This window comes from Rhodococcus sp. NCIMB 12038, from assembly GCF_002165735.1.
Classification (GTDB): Bacteria; Actinomycetota; Actinomycetes; order Mycobacteriales; family Mycobacteriaceae; genus Rhodococcus_F.
The window spans coordinates 54,733-71,100 of sequence record NZ_NHML01000034.1 but is presented as its reverse complement, the minus strand read 5'-3'; the positions used below and the strand labels follow the sequence as shown (position 1 = coordinate 71,100).

Genomic DNA, 16,368 nt, shown 5'->3' with positions numbered 1-16,368 from the left:
TCAGCGCCGTCCGCCGATCATCGTCCGCACCAGCCGGTAACTCTGCCCCAGCGACACCGTCGGCAGATACGCCCTGCCGACGGCGTTGCCGATGCTGGGGAGCGCGGCCGGGTCGGCGAACGTCATGTGCATGGCCACGTACCGGGGCTGGAACTTCGACTTGAACGCCAGCAGCGACCGGAACCCGTACACCGGTTCCAGGGTGCGGCCGAGCAGATCGAGCACGCTGTCCATCACCGCCGACAGGCTCGACGACTCCGACCGTTCCCGCTCGTCGGCGTCGCCGTCCGGTTGCTCGACCTTCGCGAGCGGGGCGCCGGACAGGCTGAGGAACTGGGCGCCCTCCTCCTCCAGTTTCAGTGCCGCGGACGCGATGAGGAACTCCATCGCCGGCCGGAACCCTTCCGCCCGCCGCCGCATGAAATCGAGGGTCCAGCCGACGACCCGCCCGTCCTGGTACACCGGCAGCCACGACGTGATGCCGTGCACGGTGCGGTCCTCGTCGACGGCGATCAGGCAGCGCACCTCCGGGTCGTCGACCTCGTCGAGTCCGCCGAGTGTGAAACCCATTTCGGGCATGCCCTTGTCGGCCACCCATTCCTCGGAGATCGCGGTGATCTGGTCGGTGATCGCGCGGGGGGCGCTGGGGAAGCTGACCCATTCGGCGGTGATCCCCGATTTCTTCGCCTTGTTCAGGGCGGTGCGGACGTCCTGGAACCGTTTGCCGGTGAACGCGATCTGCCCCAGATCCAGCACCGTCTCCTCCGCCACCTGGATTCCGCTCCAGCCGAGGGCGTCGGTGATGTCGCGGACCTCACCGGTCACCGAGTAGAAGCACGGGATCCAGCCGTTGGCGGCGGCGAACTCGGCGAAGTGTTCGACGGTGTCCCGCAACCGGTCCGGTGGGCCGACCGGGTCGCCGGTGGTCAGCGCGACACCGGCGATGACCCGGTACGCGACGTAGCTGGTGCCGTCGGCGGAGAACCAGTAGTTGTTGCCGCGCCACGTCGTCATCCAGGACAGCGGGCTCCCGCTCCCCGACTTCAGGAGGGCCCGGGCGCGTTCGGTGGACTTCGAGTCCGAGCCGATGGCGGGGCTGAGGAACGTCGCGGCGACCAGCGCGCAGAGGGCGACCCAGAACACCACCCCGGTCCACTCGTACAGCAGCGTCGCGGGGATGCTCTCCGGCAGCAGCCGCGGGTCGAGCCACTGAAGGTACACGGGCGGGATCAGCCGTTCCGGGAAGTCGGCCAGCAGCGTCGTCATGCCCGGCCGGGGGTCGAACCCGTGCCGCGCCCACAGTCCGCCCAGGACGTAGAGGACGGCGAGCCCGGCGACGAGCACCACCAGGACACCGGCCAGCCGCCGGTACGTCCCGGCCGGGGCGGAGACGTCGAAGAACCGCCGGGTCGCGAGCAGCACGATCAGGATCGCCAGAGGGGTCAGGAACGGCACCAGCGTCCGGTACAGGTTCGGGTCGGCGAGACCGTAGAACAGGGAGTCCTCGTCGAGGGAGTCGACGAACCGGACCGCGAAGTTCAGCAGCGACAGCACCAGCAGGATCACCTGGGCGATCACCGACGCCACCCACGCGAAGCGACGGCCCCGTCGGAGGCCGTCGCTGAGGGTGAGCAGGAACAGGGACGGCATCAGACTGAGCAGGGTCGGCCCGACCCCGGACAGGCGCAGTTCGAGCAGCCCGCGCCGGCATTCGGGGTCCGCCGCCGACACCTCGCACAGGTCGCGGACCTCGCCCGCCGTATAGGGCACGCCGCGGAACAGGTCGCGCAGCACGGCGAGGGGGCCGACCGCCTCCGCGGACAGCGCGGCGATCATCGGTCCGATCGCGCTGGCCGCCACCACGATCGCGACGAGCACCCGGCCCTCCCGCTGGGTGCCCGCGATCCGCTCGCCGCGCGCGGAGCGGCCCACGATCCAGCGGCCGATCACCAGCCCCACCACGGCCGCGGCCAGCCGCACCACGTCCTGCAGCGAACCGCTGAACAGCGCCAGGGTGATCGTGAACACGAGGACACCGACGCGGATCCGCCGCCGCCACAGCGTGCCCATGTTGGAACTGGCCACCATCGCGGCGCCGACGATCCAGGTGCTCGGACCGACGGCCATCCCCACGTGCAGCCGGAAACCCCAGTTCGCGTCGACGACCTTCGCGACCGCGGCCACCGACAGCGCCAGCAACCCGCCGAGCACCTGGGTGGCGACCGCGGCCAGGGTGAACCGCGCCGACCCCATCCGTCGTTCCAGCGGTGCGGCCACCACCAGGAGCAGCACGGTCGTCGACAGGTACGCGAGGACGTCGTCGCCCCACAGCCCGGCGGTGAGCAGCGTCCACACCCAGCCGTTCTGGAACGCCCGGATCCCGATCGCGACGTGCTGGGACGGGCCGCTGATCACGCTGGACGTGGCGATCGCCAGGATCCAGATCACCACCAGCAGCGCGATGCTGACCGGCGCGCCCCGCACCCCGCCCCAGACCCGTTCCGCGGCCCGCCCCGTCTGACCCCTGACCCTCGCTGCCGTACCGTGTCCGGTTGCCGCGCTGTCGTCGGTCTTCATCCGCCAGGTCCCCACTCTCCGCGATGTCGAGAACGAAAGCTTGCCCGGCGGGTCGGCCGCTAGCCAACCCGACCGTAATCCACCCGTTCGGACTATGGCCAATACCACACGCCGTGACGCAGTTTTACTACTACCAGTAGTACGTATCTGCGTCGTCGTATCCGTAGAATCGGATTATGGCTGGACTCGGCGAACTCGAACGCGCAGTGATGGATCACCTGTGGTCCACTTCGGAACCGCAGACGGTACGGCAGGTGCACGAGGCACTCGCGGCACGCCGTGAACTCGCGTACACCACTGTCATGACAGTGCTCCAGCGGCTGGCGAAGAAGCACCTCGTCATCCAGCAGCGCGACGACCGCGCCCACCGGTACCTGCCGGTGCACCAGCGTGAGGAACTCGTCGCGAGCCTCATGGTGGACGCCCTGCAGCAGGCCGACAAGTCCGGCAGCCGGGCCGCCGCACTCGTCCACTTCGTCGGCCAGGTCGGCGCCGACGAGGCCGACGCGCTGCGCGAGGCCCTCGCCGCGCTCGAGGCCAAGGAACGCACCACAGGAGACAATCAGTCGGGAACCGTTCGCGCCGGCTGACGTTCGTCATGCATGATGAGTAGGACATGGACGCCACCACCGCGCTGGTCTTCGGAGTACTCGCACTTCTTCTCGCAGGGCCTGTCCCTGCGCTGCTGAGTCGCGCCCGATGGCCGCATCACGCCCCCCGCGCAGCACTCGTGCTGTGGCAGGCGATCGCCCTCGCCGCGGTACTGTCCGCGTTCAGTTCGGGACTCGCGATCGCCAGCCAGCTCCTCGTCCCCGGACCGGACGGCCGCCCCACCACCGCACCGGTCGCCGAGATCGACGCCCTCGGCCTGCCCCTGTGGCTGCTGTACGTGGTGGTCTTCGCGCTCACCCTCCTCGTCGGGGCCAAACTGATCTTCGCGATCGTGCAGGTCGGTGTCCGCACCCGGCGCCGGCGCGCCCGGCACCGCATGCTCGTCGACCTCCTCGACCGCTGCGACTCGACGTCCCCCCTCGCCCGCACCCCCGACCTGCGGGTCCTCGACGTCACCGAGCCCATCGCCTACTGCCTGCCCGGGCTGCGGCAGCGGGTGGTGCTGAGCCAGGGCACGTTCACCAACCTCGACGACGCCGAGATCACCGCGATCCTCACCCACGAGCGGTCCCACCTGCGGGCCCGGCACGACCTCGTGCTCGAGGCCTTCACCGCCGTCAACGCCGCCTTCCCCACCGTGGTGCGGAGCAAGTCCGCGCTGGGATCGGTGCAGCTACTGGTGGAGATGCTCGCCGACGACTCCGCCGTCCGCGCCACCGGGCCGACCGCCCTGGCCCGCGCACTCGTCGCCTGCTCGGGGTCGATCGCCCCGAAGGGCGCCATGGCCGCCGGCGGTCCCAGCACCCTGCTCCGGGTGCAGCGCCTGGCGTCCACGGAACAGGGCACCCGGGTCGCGCTCGCCGCCTACGCGGCGTCCCTGGCAATCCTCGTGGTGCCGACCATCGCCGTCGCCGTCCCCTGGCTCACCGAACTGAGCCGGTTGTTCAGCGCCGTATAGTCGCCCACCTCACACTCCGCCGGGTTCGATAACCGGGTGCCCCGTCGCGTACACTGGTCGGCGGTCGCCACTGCGGCCCATCAACACTGAAACGGCACACAGCCCAATTCCCCGCACTTCCGCGAATGGATTGACCAGGTGACATGTGCCCTGGCTCGTCCCTTTGTGCGTGCTGCATGACAGCCCCCGCTCCGCGACGCGCCCTATGCCCGGAGAGGTACCCGCGTGACCAACGCTGTCCAGACGACGTCTGCCCCACTCGAGCAGGCCGAGACCGACACCCCTGACCAGAACGCCACCGAGGCCGACACGGCCACCGTGACGTTCGCCGAGATCGGCCTGCCCGCACCCCTGGTGCAGGCCCTCGCCCGCAACTCCATCACCGTCCCGTCGCCGATCCAGGCGCTGTCCGTGCCGGACGCGCTGGCCGGCACCAACGTCCTCGGCCGCGCACAGACCGGATCGGGCAAGACCCTCGCGTTCGGGCTGCCGATGCTGGCCCGCCTCGCCCGCCACGAGGACCGGCCCGCCCCCAAGCGGCCCCGCGCACTGGTGCTGGTCCCCACCCGGGAACTCGCATTCCAGGTCGTCGACTCCCTCAACTCGTACGCCGGTGCGATGGGACTGACCGTCCGCCCCGCCGTCGGCGGTACCCCGTTCACCAAGCAGGTCGACCAGCTGCGCCGCGGCGTCGACATCCTCGTCGCCACCCCCGGCCGCCTCGGCGACCACCTCCGTCAGGGCACCTGCATCCTCGACTCCGTCGAGATCACCGCCCTCGACGAGGCCGACCAGATGGCCGACATGGGCTTCCTGCCCGAGGTCCGGTCCATCCTCGGCGAGACCCCGGCCGACGGCCAGCGTCTCCTGTTCTCCGCCACCCTCGACCGTGAGGTGCAGTCGCTGGTCCGCCAGTTCCTGCCCGACCACGTGCAGCACTCCACCGAGGACGGTCGCGCCAGCGTCGACACGATGGAGCACTACGTGCTGCTCGTGGACCGCGGCCAGAAGGACAACGTGCTCGCCGAAATCGGTGCCCGCGAAGGCCGCACGATCATGTTCGCCCGCACCAAACTCGGCTGCGAGGGCATCACCGACCGCCTCCGCGCGGTGGGCATCGCCGCCGAGGCCCTGCACGGCGGCAAGGCGCAGAACCAGCGCACCCGGGTCCTCGAACGCTTCAAGAACGGCCGCACCCCGGTGCTCGTCGCCACCGACGTCGCCGCCCGCGGCATCCACGTCGACGGCATCGACCTGGTCGTGCACGTCGATCCGCCCGCCGACCACAAGGACTACCTGCACCGCGCGGGCCGGACCGCCCGCGCAGGCGAGAAGGGCACTGTCGTCGCGATCGTGCTCCCCAACCAGAAGCGCACGTTCCGCCGCCTGACCGGCATGGCGGGCGTCGACGCCACCGCCGTGCCCGTCACCCCCGGCTCGGAGAAGCTGGCCAGCATCACCGGCGCCAAGGCGCCCAGCGGCGAACCGGTGCGCGACACCTACTCCCGCGGCGAGCGCGGCGGCGACCGCAAGTTCGGTGACCGCGGACCCCGCCGCGAAGGCGGATACGCCGGACGCGACGGCGGCGGGTACCGCGGCAACCGCGGCTTCGACGGTCGCGGCTCCTCCGACCGGGGCGGCCCGCGCCGCGACGCCGGTGACCGCGGTGAGCGCAGCTACGGCGACCGTCCGTCTGGCGGTCGCAGCTTCGAAGGCCGCGGTGGTTACGAAGGGCGTGGCAACGAGGGCCGGGGTTACGAAAACCGCGGCCCGCGCCGCGAGCAGTCCGACAACCGGTCCGGCGGCTACCGCGGCGACCGCCCCCAGCGTGACGGCGACACCCGCGGTGGGTACCGCGGTGACCGCGACAACCGGTCCTTCTCCGATCGGGCTCCGCGCCGCGACTTCGGGGACAGCGCACCCCGGCGCGACTACGGGGACCGCGGCGACAGCCACCGCGGATCCGGTGAGCGCAGCTTCGACCGCAGCGCTCCGCGCCGCGACTTCGGCGACAACCGCGGCGCCGCAGGCGGGTTCCGCCGCGACGACCGGCGGGACGATCGCCGGGACGATCGGCGCCCCGCGGCCACGTCGGAGCGGCGTCCCGCGTCGACCGGCGGCGGGTTCCGCAGCCGCACCGACCGTCGCTCGTACGACGGCTTCGACGGCCCGCGCCGTGAGCGCCGCAGCTAGTCGAACAACGCCGTGACACGAAGGCCGGCCGTCGCACATGCGACGGCCGGCCTTCGTGTGTTTGGCTTAGCCGGTCGAGCTTTTCGTAGCCGCCGATTTCACTACCGCCGAGCGAGAGGGAATGCTGTATCCATGACTATCGACAACACTGAGGGTGCCCGCGCGCAGATCGGCGTCACGGGACTGGCCGTCATGGGCTCGAACATCGCCCGCAACTTCGCCCGGCACGGTCACACGGTCGCGCTGCACAACCGCAGCATCGCCAAGACCGACGCCCTCATCGAGGAGCACGGCGGCGAGGGCGACTTCGTCCGCACGGAAACCATCGAGGAGTTCGTGGCTGCGCTGCAGAAGCCGCGCCGCGTGCTGATCATGGTCAAGGCCGGCGACCCCACCGACGCCGTCATCGAGGAACTCGCCTCGGCGATGGAGCCCGGTGACATCATCATCGACGGCGGCAACGCCCTGTACACGGACACGATCCGCCGCGAGGCCTCCCTCCGGGATCGTGGCCTGCACTTCGTCGGCGCCGGCATCTCCGGCGGCGAGGAGGGCGCACTGAACGGCCCGTCGATCATGCCGGGCGGACCGAAGGAGTCCTACCAGGCGCTGGGCCCGCTGCTCGAGTCGATCGCCGCGCAGGTCGACGGCACCCCCTGCTGCACGCACATCGGCCCCGACGGGTCCGGGCACTTCGTGAAGATGGTCCACAACGGCATCGAGTACGCCGACATGCAGCTGATCGGCGAGGCGTACAACCTGTTCCGCGACGCCCTCGGCTACGACGCCGACCAGGTCGCCGACGTGTTCACCGAATGGAACGCGGGCGACCTCGAGAGCTACCTCGTCGAGATCACCGCGGAGGTGCTGCGGCAGAAGGACGCGAAGACCGGCAAGGCCCTCGTCGACGTGATCGTCGACGCCGCCGAGCAGAAGGGCACCGGCCGCTGGACCGTCAAGTCCGCCCTCGACCTCGGTGTCCCCGTCACCGGCATCGCCGAGGCCGTGTTCGCCCGCGCCCTGTCCGGTGCCCGCGACCAGCGCAAGGCCGCGGTCGGTCTCGCCTCCGGCCGGCTGGCCGACAAGCCCGCCGACGCCGCACAGTTCACCGAGGACATCCGGCAGGCCCTGTACGCGTCGAAGGTCGTGGCCTACGCGCAGGGATTCGACCAGATCGCGGCGGGCAGCGCCGAATACGACTGGGACCTGCACCCCGCCGACCTGGCGACGATCTGGCGTGGCGGCTGCATCATCCGCGCCCGGTTCCTCAACCGCATCAAGGACGCGTACGACGAGAACCCGAAGCTGCCGAGCCTGATCCTGGCCCCGTACTTCCGGGACGCCATCGAGACGGCCATCGACAGCTGGCGCCGCGTGGTGTCCACCGCCACCCTGCTGGGGATCCCGGTGCCGGCGTTCGCGTCGTCGCTGTCCTACTACGACGCCCTGCGCGCCGAGCGGCTGCCCGCCGCCCTGACGCAGGGGCAGCGGGACTTCTTCGGCGCCCACACCTACGAGCGGGTCGACGCCGAGGGCAAGTTCCACACCCTCTGGAGCGGTGACCGCAGCGAAGTGCAGGCCTGACCCTCCCCGATCGACCGTCCCCGGCCGTGGCGTACCGCAGGTACGTCACGGCCGGGCCGCGCCGTGGGCAGACCACGGCCGAGCGGTCGGGTGCCCCGCCGCGGAGGCGGTAGCCTTCTGGATATGCCCGAAGACGAGTTCGCCTCGCCCGCACCGGTGGGTGAGACGTTCCTCGCGCTCGGTCTCCCCGCGGTGATGACCCACGCCCTCGCCCGCGGCGGCATCGCCGCACCGTTCCCGATCCAGGCGGCCACCATTCCCGACGTCCTCGAGGGCCGGGACGTGCTGGGCCGGGCGCCGACCGGGTCCGGGAAGACCCTCGCGTTCGGGTTGCCGATGCTCGTGCGCCTCAAGGGCGCCGCCGGCAGGCGTGGGTACCCGCGCGGCGTCGTGCTGGTGCCCACCCGCGAACTGGCGCTGCAGATCGAACGCGCCCTGGACGAGCCGGCCCTGTCGGTGGGGTTGCGGGTGGCGAACGTCGTCGGCGGGGTTCCGATCAAACGGCAGGTCGAGACGCTGTCGCGGGGTGTCGACCTGCTGATCGCGACGCCGGGTCGCCTCGCCGACCACCTGGCGCAGGGCTCGGTGTCCCTGGACGACGTGACGGTGCTGGCACTCGACGAGGCCGACCACATGGCCGACCTGGGGTTCCTGCCGCAGGTCACGGCGATCCTCGACAAGACCCCTGCCGGGGGGCAGCGGCTGCTGTTCTCGGCGACCCTGGACGGGGAGGTCGACACCCTCGTCCGCCGGTACCTGCACGACCCGGTGACGCATTCGACTGCGCCGGCCGCGGCGGCGGTGCCGACGATGCGGCACCACCTGCTGTACGTCGACCGGCAGGACAAGTATTCCGTTGTGGCACATATCGGTTCACGACCGGGCCGGACGTTGATGTTCGTGCGTACCAAATACGGCGTGGACCGGGTGGCGCAGGAACTGCACGCCGCCGGCGTCGCGGCCGGCGCCCTGCACGGCGGAAAGGCCCAGAACAACCGCACCCGCACCCTGGCCTCGTTCGCCGACGGCACCACCCCCGTCCTGGTGGCCACCGACGTGGCGGCCCGCGGCATCCACGTGGACGGCATCACGCTCGTCGTCCACGTCGATCCGCCCACCGAGGCCAAGGACTACCTGCACCGGGCGGGACGCACCGCCCGCGCGGGCGAGTCCGGCGTCGTGGTCACCCTCGTCACCGAGGACGAGCGGGACGCGGTCGAGAAGCTGACCCGCAAGGCCGGTCTCGACATCACCGGCACCCCGGTGCGGCCGGGTGACCGGGTGCTGGCAGAGCTCACCGGGGCCCGCCGCCCCACCGGCAAGGCGGTCGCCGCACCGGACACCCGGGCGCCCGCGCAGGACACCCCGAGGAAGGGCAGGCAGGCGCACGACCCCGCGGGTCGCGCCGCCCGCCGCGGCAGGCCCGGCGACAGCGGGGCGGCCCGGTCGGGTGCACGCCGCGGCCGGAAACCCGGACCTGCGTCAACTCCCCACGGACACCGCAACCGCGGGGCACACTGAGAGGCATGTCCCTGCCGTTCGCGTCGGTCGTGTGCGCGCTGATCGCGGCGCTGTTGTTCGCGTGCGCGTCGGTCGCGCAGCAGAGTGCGGCGTCCGAGGTCCCCGAGGACGCCGCGTTCCTGTCCACCCTGCTGCGCAGTCCCCGCTGGTGGGCCGGCATCTTCGGCGACGGCGGCGGCTACGTGATGCAGGCGGTGGCGCTGGCGCTGGGGTCGGTTCTCGTGGTGCAGCCGCTGCTGGTCACCGCGCTGCTGTTCGCGTTGCCGCTGTCGGCGAAATTCTCCGGGTACCGGCTCAGCCGCACCACCTGGGCGCTCGCCGTCGCGCTGGCCGTCGCGCTCGCGATCTTCCTGGTGATCGGCGACCCCACCGAGGGCAACATCGACGCCCCGTTCCGGGAATGGGTGGTGCCCCTCGGCATCCTGCTCGCCGTGGTGGCGGTCGCGGCCGCGGCGGGAATGACGAAGATCGACCCCGGGTGGCGGGCCCTGCTGCTCGGCGGGGCGGGCGGCATCCTGTACGGGGTGGCCGTCGCGTTCACCAAGTATGTCGTCGAACTCGTCCCCCGCGGGTTGTGGGCGGTGCTGAGCAGCTGGCAGGCGTGGGCGCTGGTCGCCGCCGGGCTGGCCGGGGTGTATCTGCAGCAGCGCGGCTTCCAGGTGGGGCCGCTGTCCGCGTCGCTGCCCGCGCTGACCATCGCCGAACCGCTCGCCGCCGTGTTCCTCGGCATGACCGTCCTCGACGAACGCCTGCGGGTCGAAGGCCCCGGACTCGTGGTGGTCGGCTGCTCGGTCGCCGTGATGCTGGTGGCCACGATCGGACTGTCCAGGTCGCAGGCCCAGCGGACATCCGACACCGCTGCAATTTCCCCGGTATCGTCCTGAAATGTGCAGTTCCTCGACGGGCATCGCCCTCCCTATGACCTGACGTACGACGACGTGTTCCTGGTGCCGAACCGCACCGAGGTCACGTCGCGATTCGACGTCGACCTGGCCACCGCGGACGGTTCGGGCACCACCATCCCGATCGTCGTCGCCAACATGACGGCGGTGTCCGGGCGCCGCATGGCCGAAACCGTCGCCCGCCGTGGCGGTCTGGTGGTCCTCCCGCAGGACCTTCCCGCCCGCGCCGTCGCGGAGACCGTGTCCTTCGTCAAGAGCAGGCACCTGGTCGCCGACACCCCGGTCACCCTCGGCCCCGACGCGGCCGTGTCCGACGCGCTGGCGCTGCTGCCGAAGCGAGCGCACGGCGCCGTTGTCGTCGTCGAGGACGACCGCCCCGTCGGTGTCGTCACCGAAGCCTCCTGCGCGGACGTCGACCGGTTCGCGCGACTGCGCGCGGTGGCGCTCACCGACTTCGTCACCGCCCCCGTCTCCGCGTCGCCGCGCGAGGTGTTCGAACTCCTCGACGGCACGCACGACGCCCTCGCGGTGATCGTGCACCCGGACGGCACACTCGCCGGCGTCCTCACCCGCACCGGCGCCATCCGGGACGGCATCTACCAGCCCGCCGTCGACGGCAACGGGAATCTGCGGGTGGCCGCGGCCGTCGGCGTCAACGGCGACGTCGCCGCGAAGGCGCGCGCCCTCGTCGACGCCGGGGCCGACCTGCTGGTCGTCGACACCGCCCACGGTCACCAGCAGAAGATGATCGACGTCCTCGGCGCACTGAAGAAGGCCGATCTCGGGGTGCCGCTGGTCGCAGGCAACGTCGTGTCCGCCGCCGGCACCCGGGACCTGATCGACGCGGGCGCCGACATCGTGAAGGTCGGGGTCGGGCCGGGCGCGATGTGCACGACCCGCATGATGACCGGGGTGGGCAGGCCGCAGTTCTCCGCCGTCGAGGAATGCGCCGCGCAGGCCCGCGCGATGGGTGCGCACGTGTGGGCGGACGGAGGCGTCCGTCACCCCCGCGACGTGGCGCTCGCCCTGGCCGCGGGCGCGTCGAACGTGATGATCGGGTCGTGGTTTGCCGGCACCTACGAGTCGCCCGGCGACCTGCGCGTGGACCAGTCCGGCAACGCGTACAAGGAGAGCTTCGGGATGGCCTCCAAGCGCGCGGTCGCGGCGCGGACCGCCACCGACACCGCGTTCGACCGGGCCCGGAAAGGGCTGTTCGAGGAGGGTATTTCGAGTTCCCGGATGCGCCTGGACCCGGAACGTCCCGGCGTCGAGGACCTCATCGACCACATCTGTTCCGGGGTGCGCAGCACCTGCACGTACGCGGGCGCGCGGACGCTGGCGGAACTGCACGAGCGGGCCGTTCTCGGTGTGCAGTCCGCCGCCGGGTTCGCCGAGGGCCGCCCGCTGCCTTCCGGCTGGTGACGACTGCATCCTGAAGTGCCGGTGGGTGTCCTGTTCCACGGAACCGGACATCCCCCGGTATCATGGGTCGCTCAACCACACCAGTTCTCGGCGCCGGACCCGTCCGGGCCGTCGAGGCCGAACGAGAGGACTCCGGTGCCCGCGGCACCCACATACGCAGCAAGCGCTCCCCCCGCCGTCTCCGGGAGTGTCGTCCCCTCCTGCTCCGTGGAATCGGACTCCGATTCCGCCGGTTCGGAGGGCTCCTCTATCGAGCCGGGTGACAAACCCGGCGACCCCCGTTCCTCCGCTCGGCGGCGATGACCCATGGACATCGCGCTCAGCATTCTCGCTCTGCTCGGCTTTCTCGCCCTGACCGCGGGTACCGCGTTGTTCGTGGCGGCCGAGTTTTCCCTCACCGCCCTCGAACGCAGCACCGTCGACTCGCACGCCCGCACCGGTGACCGGCGGGCCCGGCAGGTGCAGCACGCCCACCGCACGCTGTCGTTCCAGTTGTCAGGGGCGCAGCTCGGCATCACGATCACCACGCTGATCACCGGCTACCTGTCCGAACCGGTCCTCGCCCGCTTCATCACCCCGGTACTGTCCGCGATCGGGTTCAGTGAATCGGCCGCCGCAGCAACGTCTTTGGTGATCGCCCTGATTCTCGCGACGTCGTTCTCGATGGTGTTCGGCGAGCTCGTCCCGAAGAACCTCGCCATCGCGCACCCCCTGCCCACGGCGCGGGCGACGGCCGGGATGCAGGCCGCGTTCTCGCTGATCTTCAAATGGGCCATCAACGGGCTCAACGGAAGCGCGAACTGGCTGGTGCGACGCCTCGGCATCGAACCGGCCGAGGAGTTGCGGTCCGCGCGGTCCCCGCAGGAACTCGGTTCGCTCGTGCGGACGTCCGCGCAGCGCGGCGCCATCGACAAGGGCACCGCACTGCTGGTCAACCGCTCGCTGCGGTTCGGCGAACGCACCGCGGAGGAACTGATGACCCCGCGCGTGAAGATCGAAACCCTGTCCACCACGGACACGGTGGCCGACCTGATCGACACCGCCGCCCGCACCGGCTTCTCCCGCTTTCCGGTCGTCGACGGCGACCTGGACGACGCCGTCGGCATCGTCCACATCAAGCACGCGTTCGCGGTGACCGCGCAACGCCGCCGCACCACCCGCCTCAACACGCTGGCCCAGAGGGTGCCGGTGGTGCCGTCCAGCCTGGACGGCGACACCCTGATGGAACGGATCCGGTCCGACGGCATGCAGGTCGCGTTCGTCGTCGACGAATACGGCGGCACCGCCGGAATGGTCACGATGGAGGACCTGATCGAGGAAATCGTCGGCGACGTCCGCGACGAGCACGACGAACCGGAGATCGACGTCCAGCGGATCGGCGACAGCTGGTCCTGCTCCGGGCTGCTGCGCGTCGACGAGATCTCCGAGACCACCGGCTACACCGCACCCGAGGGGGAATACGAAACCCTCGGCGGTCTCGTGCTCACCGAACTCGGACGGATCCCCGACGAGGGCGACGAGGTGCAACTCCCGCTGTACGAGGGGGCGCACGACCCCGGCGGCCGGTGGGTCGCCACCGTGACCCACATGGACGGCAGGCGCATCGACCGGGTGCTGCTCACCCCGAAACCCGACGAGACCACCGACACCCGCAGCGAGGAGGACGACGATGAGTGACCTGTTCGGTGTGCTGCTCACGTTCGTGCTGCTCGCGGGCAACGCGTTCTTCGTCGGCGCCGAGTTCGCGCTGATCTCGGCCCGCCGCGACCGGCTCGAGGCCCTCGAGTCGCAGGGTAAGAAACGCGCCCGCACCGTGATCCTCGCGGGCGAGAACCTGTCGCTGATGCTGGCTGCCGCGCAGCTCGGCATCACCATCTGCTCGATCCTGCTCGGCAAGGTTGCCGAACCGGCGATCGCACATCTCCTCGAGGTCCCGCTGGACGCGGTCGGGCTGCCCGCCGGACTGCTGCACCCGATCGCGTTCACGATCGCGCTGGCGCTCGTCGTGGTGCTGCACATCCTGCTCGGTGAGATGGTGCCGAAGAACATCGCATTGGCGGGCCCGGAGCGGACGGCGATGCTGCTGATCCCGGTGCACCTGATGTTCATCAAGCTGGCCCGGCCACTGATCTCGTTCTACAACCTGTGCGCCAACCTGACGCTGCGGATGCTGCGGGTGGAGCCGAAGGACGAACTCGACGTCACCGTATCGGCGGTCGAACTGTCCGAGATGATCGGCGAATCCCGGTCCGAAGGACTGATCGACGCGGAGGAACACCGCCGGCTCACCCAGGCGCTGGAGACCACGGACCGAACGGTCACCGAGGTGATGATCCCGCTGAGCGAGGCACGGACCATCCCCCTGACGGAGGGCGGCACCCGGCTCGGCGCCATCGAGCAGGCCGTCGTCGAAACCGGGTACTCCCGGTACCCGGTGCGCGCCGAGGACGGGTCACTGGTCGGGTATCTGCACCTGAAGGACGTGCTCGACGACATCCTCGACGAGGAGGCCGGACCCGACACCCTGATTCCGCGGTCGGACATCCGCCCGCTGCCGCGGATGTCGACCACCACCCCGCTCGCGGAGGCACTGGCCAGTCTGCGCCGTGCCAGCTCCCACCTGGGTGCGGCGGCGGACCCGTCGGGGCAGATCGTCGGCATCGTCGCCCTCGAGGACCTCGTCGAGGAATACGTGGGCACCGTCCGCGACGGCACCCACCGCAACAACGGCGTCAATCCGGGACAGCGAACGAGCTGATCGGATGAACGTTCTGGACGCGTCGGAATGGATCCCTCGCCGCGACCGGCACCGGGCGAGGGTGTCCGCGCTGATCGGGCCGCACGTGGAGCGGCGCGACCGCGGGGAAAGCCACCCGGTGAACGACTTCCTGTTCACGTATTACAGCTACCGGCCGAACCAACTGCTCCGCTGGCACGCCGGATGGGGCACCGTCCTCACCGGCGGGGACGAGTACGCCGAACTCCGCGGATATCACCGCACCGACGCCGGGGTCACCGTCGACCCGGAGTTCCTGCGGCGCCGCTCGGACACGGTCGCCTTCACCGCACGACTGATGGAGGCGACCACCGCGCGGCCCACGCACCTGTCCTGCTTCGGTCTGCACGAGTGGGCGATGGTCTACCGGTCCGAGGAGGTGCGGCACGACAGTGTGCCGCTGCGGCTCGGGGCGGGCGGCACCGACTCCGTGGTGGAGTCACTGCAACTGCGCTGCACCCACTACGACGCGTACCGCTTCTTCACCCCGGCCGCCGAACCGCGGAACAGTGTGCCGCTGACCCGGGCCGACCAGCTGGAGCGGGAGCAGCCCGGGTGCTTGCACGCGTCCATGGATCTGTACAAGTACTGCCACAAGCTGGCGCCGATGATCGACTCGGACCTGACCGTCGACTGCTTCGAACTGGCCCTCGCCGCACGGGAACTCGACATGCGGGCCAGCCCGTACGACCTCAGCGGGTACGGCTACACCCCGATCCCGATCGAGACCCCGCACGGCCGCGCCGAATACGTCCGGGAGCAGGCGGCGCTGGCCGCCCGCGCCGCCCCGCTGCGGGCCGCGTTGCACGACCGGTGCCGCCGGCTGCTCGCTGCCGTGGGGCCGTGACTCCCCCGCTGTCCGACCCCGGGGACTACCTGGCGGCCGGTTCGCTGACCGCCCTCACCGGCGCCGTCGACCGGTTCGACCGCGCGCACGGTCGCGACCCCCGGCGGTGGCGGCTCGCTCCGTCGACGTGTCCCTGACCCGCACCGCGGCATGGCTGCTGACCGCGGACGGCCGAATCGAGGATCCGCCGCCGCCGGCGGTGCCCGGACCCCGCTGTCTCACCGCGCACGGCGACCTGGTCACGGCCCGGCCCGCCCTGGCCGAATTCGACGACTACCCGTTCCCGGCCCGGCCCTGGGGCGGCGACGCCCCCGCCTGGCCCGGGCTCACCCCGTCGCCGTGAACCGTGCGCTCGGTTCCCCGCCCAGATGCCCCGGCGGCAACCGGCGACCGCACAACACGAGGAGCAGGTCCTGGGCGGAACCGCGCAGCGGCGCACCCGCACCGAAGGTCCAGGCCCGATCGTCCGCGGTCAACTGCACGCCCGTCAGGTCGACGCCGAAGTACTTCACGTGCTTCGGGCCGACGCCGCCGAGGACCCGGTCGAGGCGGTCGTCCGGGACCCACCTGCCCAGGCCGAGCGCGACCGACACGTCGAGACCGTGGATCACGTCGTGCGACAGTGCCCCCTCGAAGCCGCCGCCCGGCGGCTTCCACGGGTGCGTGACGTTCTCCTCCAGTGTGCGCAGCAGCGCGTCGGCGGTCAGGGTCCGAGCGTCCTCGCGGGCCTGCGCGTCCGACATCCGGTTGAATTTGCCGCGCGCCTTCACCATCTTCAGCAGGATCCGCGGCGTCGACAGGCGGTACGGCATGGTGATGTGCGCGATCACCTCCCGGGTGCGCCACCCCGCGCACAGCGACGGCGCATCCCATTGCTCCGGCGTCAGTCCCGCCAGCATCGACGCCAGGTCGCGCCGCTCCCCCGCGACCCAGTCCGGTGCCGTATCCCGTGCCATGTCCGTCTCCTCCGGTCGCC

At 71.1% G+C, this 16,368-nt stretch carries 15 protein-coding genes; 12 read left to right on the top strand and 3 right to left on the bottom strand.

Annotated elements, in window-relative coordinates; translation table 11 throughout:
• Positions 1 to 2,577 (bottom strand): rhomboid family intramembrane serine protease, encoded by a 2,577-nt coding sequence (locus CA951_RS35355; protein ID WP_087561301.1) that lies wholly within the window; start codon positions 2,575 to 2,577, stop codon positions 1 to 3.
• Positions 2,578 to 2,753: 176 nt separating this feature from the next.
• On the opposite strand from CA951_RS35355, the gene CA951_RS35350 reads away from it, so the two are divergent.
• From CA951_RS35350 to CA951_RS35320, 7 genes are all read left to right on the top strand, one after another.
• Positions 2,754 to 3,167 (top strand): BlaI/MecI/CopY family transcriptional regulator, encoded by a 414-nt coding sequence (locus CA951_RS35350; protein ID WP_015890703.1) that lies wholly within the window; start codon positions 2,754 to 2,756, stop codon positions 3,165 to 3,167.
• Between the two features lie 26 nt (positions 3,168 to 3,193).
• Positions 3,194 to 4,147: a M56 family metallopeptidase gene (locus CA951_RS35345; protein WP_087561300.1), complete on the top strand. Its 954-nt coding sequence runs from the start codon at positions 3,194 to 3,196 to the stop codon at positions 4,145 to 4,147.
• A gap of 225 nt (positions 4,148 to 4,372) precedes the next feature.
• Entirely contained in the window at positions 4,373 to 6,340 is a 1,968-nt protein-coding gene (locus CA951_RS35340; protein WP_087561299.1) for a DEAD/DEAH box helicase, read from the top strand.
• 132 nt (positions 6,341 to 6,472) lie between these two features.
• Positions 6,473 to 7,924, top strand: a complete 1,452-nt coding sequence (gene gndA / locus CA951_RS35335) for an NADP-dependent phosphogluconate dehydrogenase (RefSeq protein WP_087561298.1) — start codon at positions 6,473 to 6,475, stop codon at positions 7,922 to 7,924.
• A gap of 123 nt (positions 7,925 to 8,047) precedes the next feature.
• The gene (locus CA951_RS35330; RefSeq protein ID WP_087561297.1) at positions 8,048 to 9,445 is read left to right on the top strand and encodes a DEAD/DEAH box helicase; all 1,398 of its coding nucleotides are present in this window, start codon (positions 8,048 to 8,050) and stop codon (positions 9,443 to 9,445) included.
• 5 nt (positions 9,446 to 9,450) lie between these two features.
• Positions 9,451 to 10,329, top strand: coding sequence for a DMT family transporter (locus tag CA951_RS35325; protein ID WP_087561296.1), 879 nt, complete (start codon positions 9,451 to 9,453; stop codon positions 10,327 to 10,329).
• A 3-nt stretch (positions 10,330 to 10,332) separates the two neighbouring features.
• Entirely contained in the window at positions 10,333 to 11,769 is a 1,437-nt protein-coding gene (locus CA951_RS35320; RefSeq protein WP_087561295.1) for a GuaB1 family IMP dehydrogenase-related protein, read from the top strand.
• A 71-nt stretch (positions 11,770 to 11,840) separates the two neighbouring features.
• Here CA951_RS35320 and CA951_RS35315 read toward each other — a convergent pair whose 3' ends face one another.
• Positions 11,841 to 12,083 (bottom strand): hypothetical protein, encoded by a 243-nt coding sequence (locus CA951_RS35315; RefSeq protein WP_256974217.1) that lies wholly within the window; start codon positions 12,081 to 12,083, stop codon positions 11,841 to 11,843.
• Between CA951_RS35315 and CA951_RS35310 the strand changes: the two genes are divergently transcribed.
• Genes CA951_RS35310 through CA951_RS35295 form a run of 5 tightly spaced genes read left to right on the top strand, consistent with a single transcriptional unit; the run spans position 12,076 to position 15,735 of the window.
• On the top strand, positions 12,076 to 13,446 hold the full coding sequence (locus CA951_RS35310) for a hemolysin family protein (RefSeq protein ID WP_087561293.1): 1,371 nt from the start codon (positions 12,076 to 12,078) through the stop codon (positions 13,444 to 13,446). The genes CA951_RS35315 and CA951_RS35310 overlap by 8 nt on opposite strands.
• Positions 13,439 to 14,527 (top strand): hemolysin family protein, encoded by a 1,089-nt coding sequence (locus CA951_RS35305; RefSeq protein ID WP_087561292.1) that lies wholly within the window; start codon positions 13,439 to 13,441, stop codon positions 14,525 to 14,527. The genes CA951_RS35310 and CA951_RS35305 overlap by 8 nt, the downstream gene beginning before the upstream one ends.
• A gap of 4 nt (positions 14,528 to 14,531) precedes the next feature.
• Positions 14,532 to 15,392, top strand: a complete 861-nt coding sequence (locus CA951_RS35300) for a 3-methyladenine DNA glycosylase (protein WP_087561291.1) — start codon at positions 14,532 to 14,534, stop codon at positions 15,390 to 15,392.
• Positions 15,389 to 15,529 (top strand): hypothetical protein, encoded by a 141-nt coding sequence (locus CA951_RS43640; RefSeq protein ID WP_179220428.1) that lies wholly within the window; start codon positions 15,389 to 15,391, stop codon positions 15,527 to 15,529. The genes CA951_RS35300 and CA951_RS43640 overlap by 4 nt, the downstream gene beginning before the upstream one ends.
• On the top strand, positions 15,520 to 15,735 hold the full coding sequence (locus tag CA951_RS35295) for a hypothetical protein (protein WP_373414856.1): 216 nt from the start codon (positions 15,520 to 15,522) through the stop codon (positions 15,733 to 15,735). Before CA951_RS43640 ends, CA951_RS35295 begins: the two co-directional genes overlap by 10 nt.
• Here the strand turns inward: CA951_RS35295 and CA951_RS35290 are convergent.
• Positions 15,719 to 16,348 (bottom strand): maleylpyruvate isomerase family mycothiol-dependent enzyme, encoded by a 630-nt coding sequence (locus CA951_RS35290; RefSeq protein WP_087561290.1) that lies wholly within the window; start codon positions 16,346 to 16,348, stop codon positions 15,719 to 15,721. The two genes, CA951_RS35295 and CA951_RS35290, sit on opposite strands and share 17 nt — an antisense overlap.
• Positions 16,349 to 16,368: the final 20 nt, after the last annotated feature.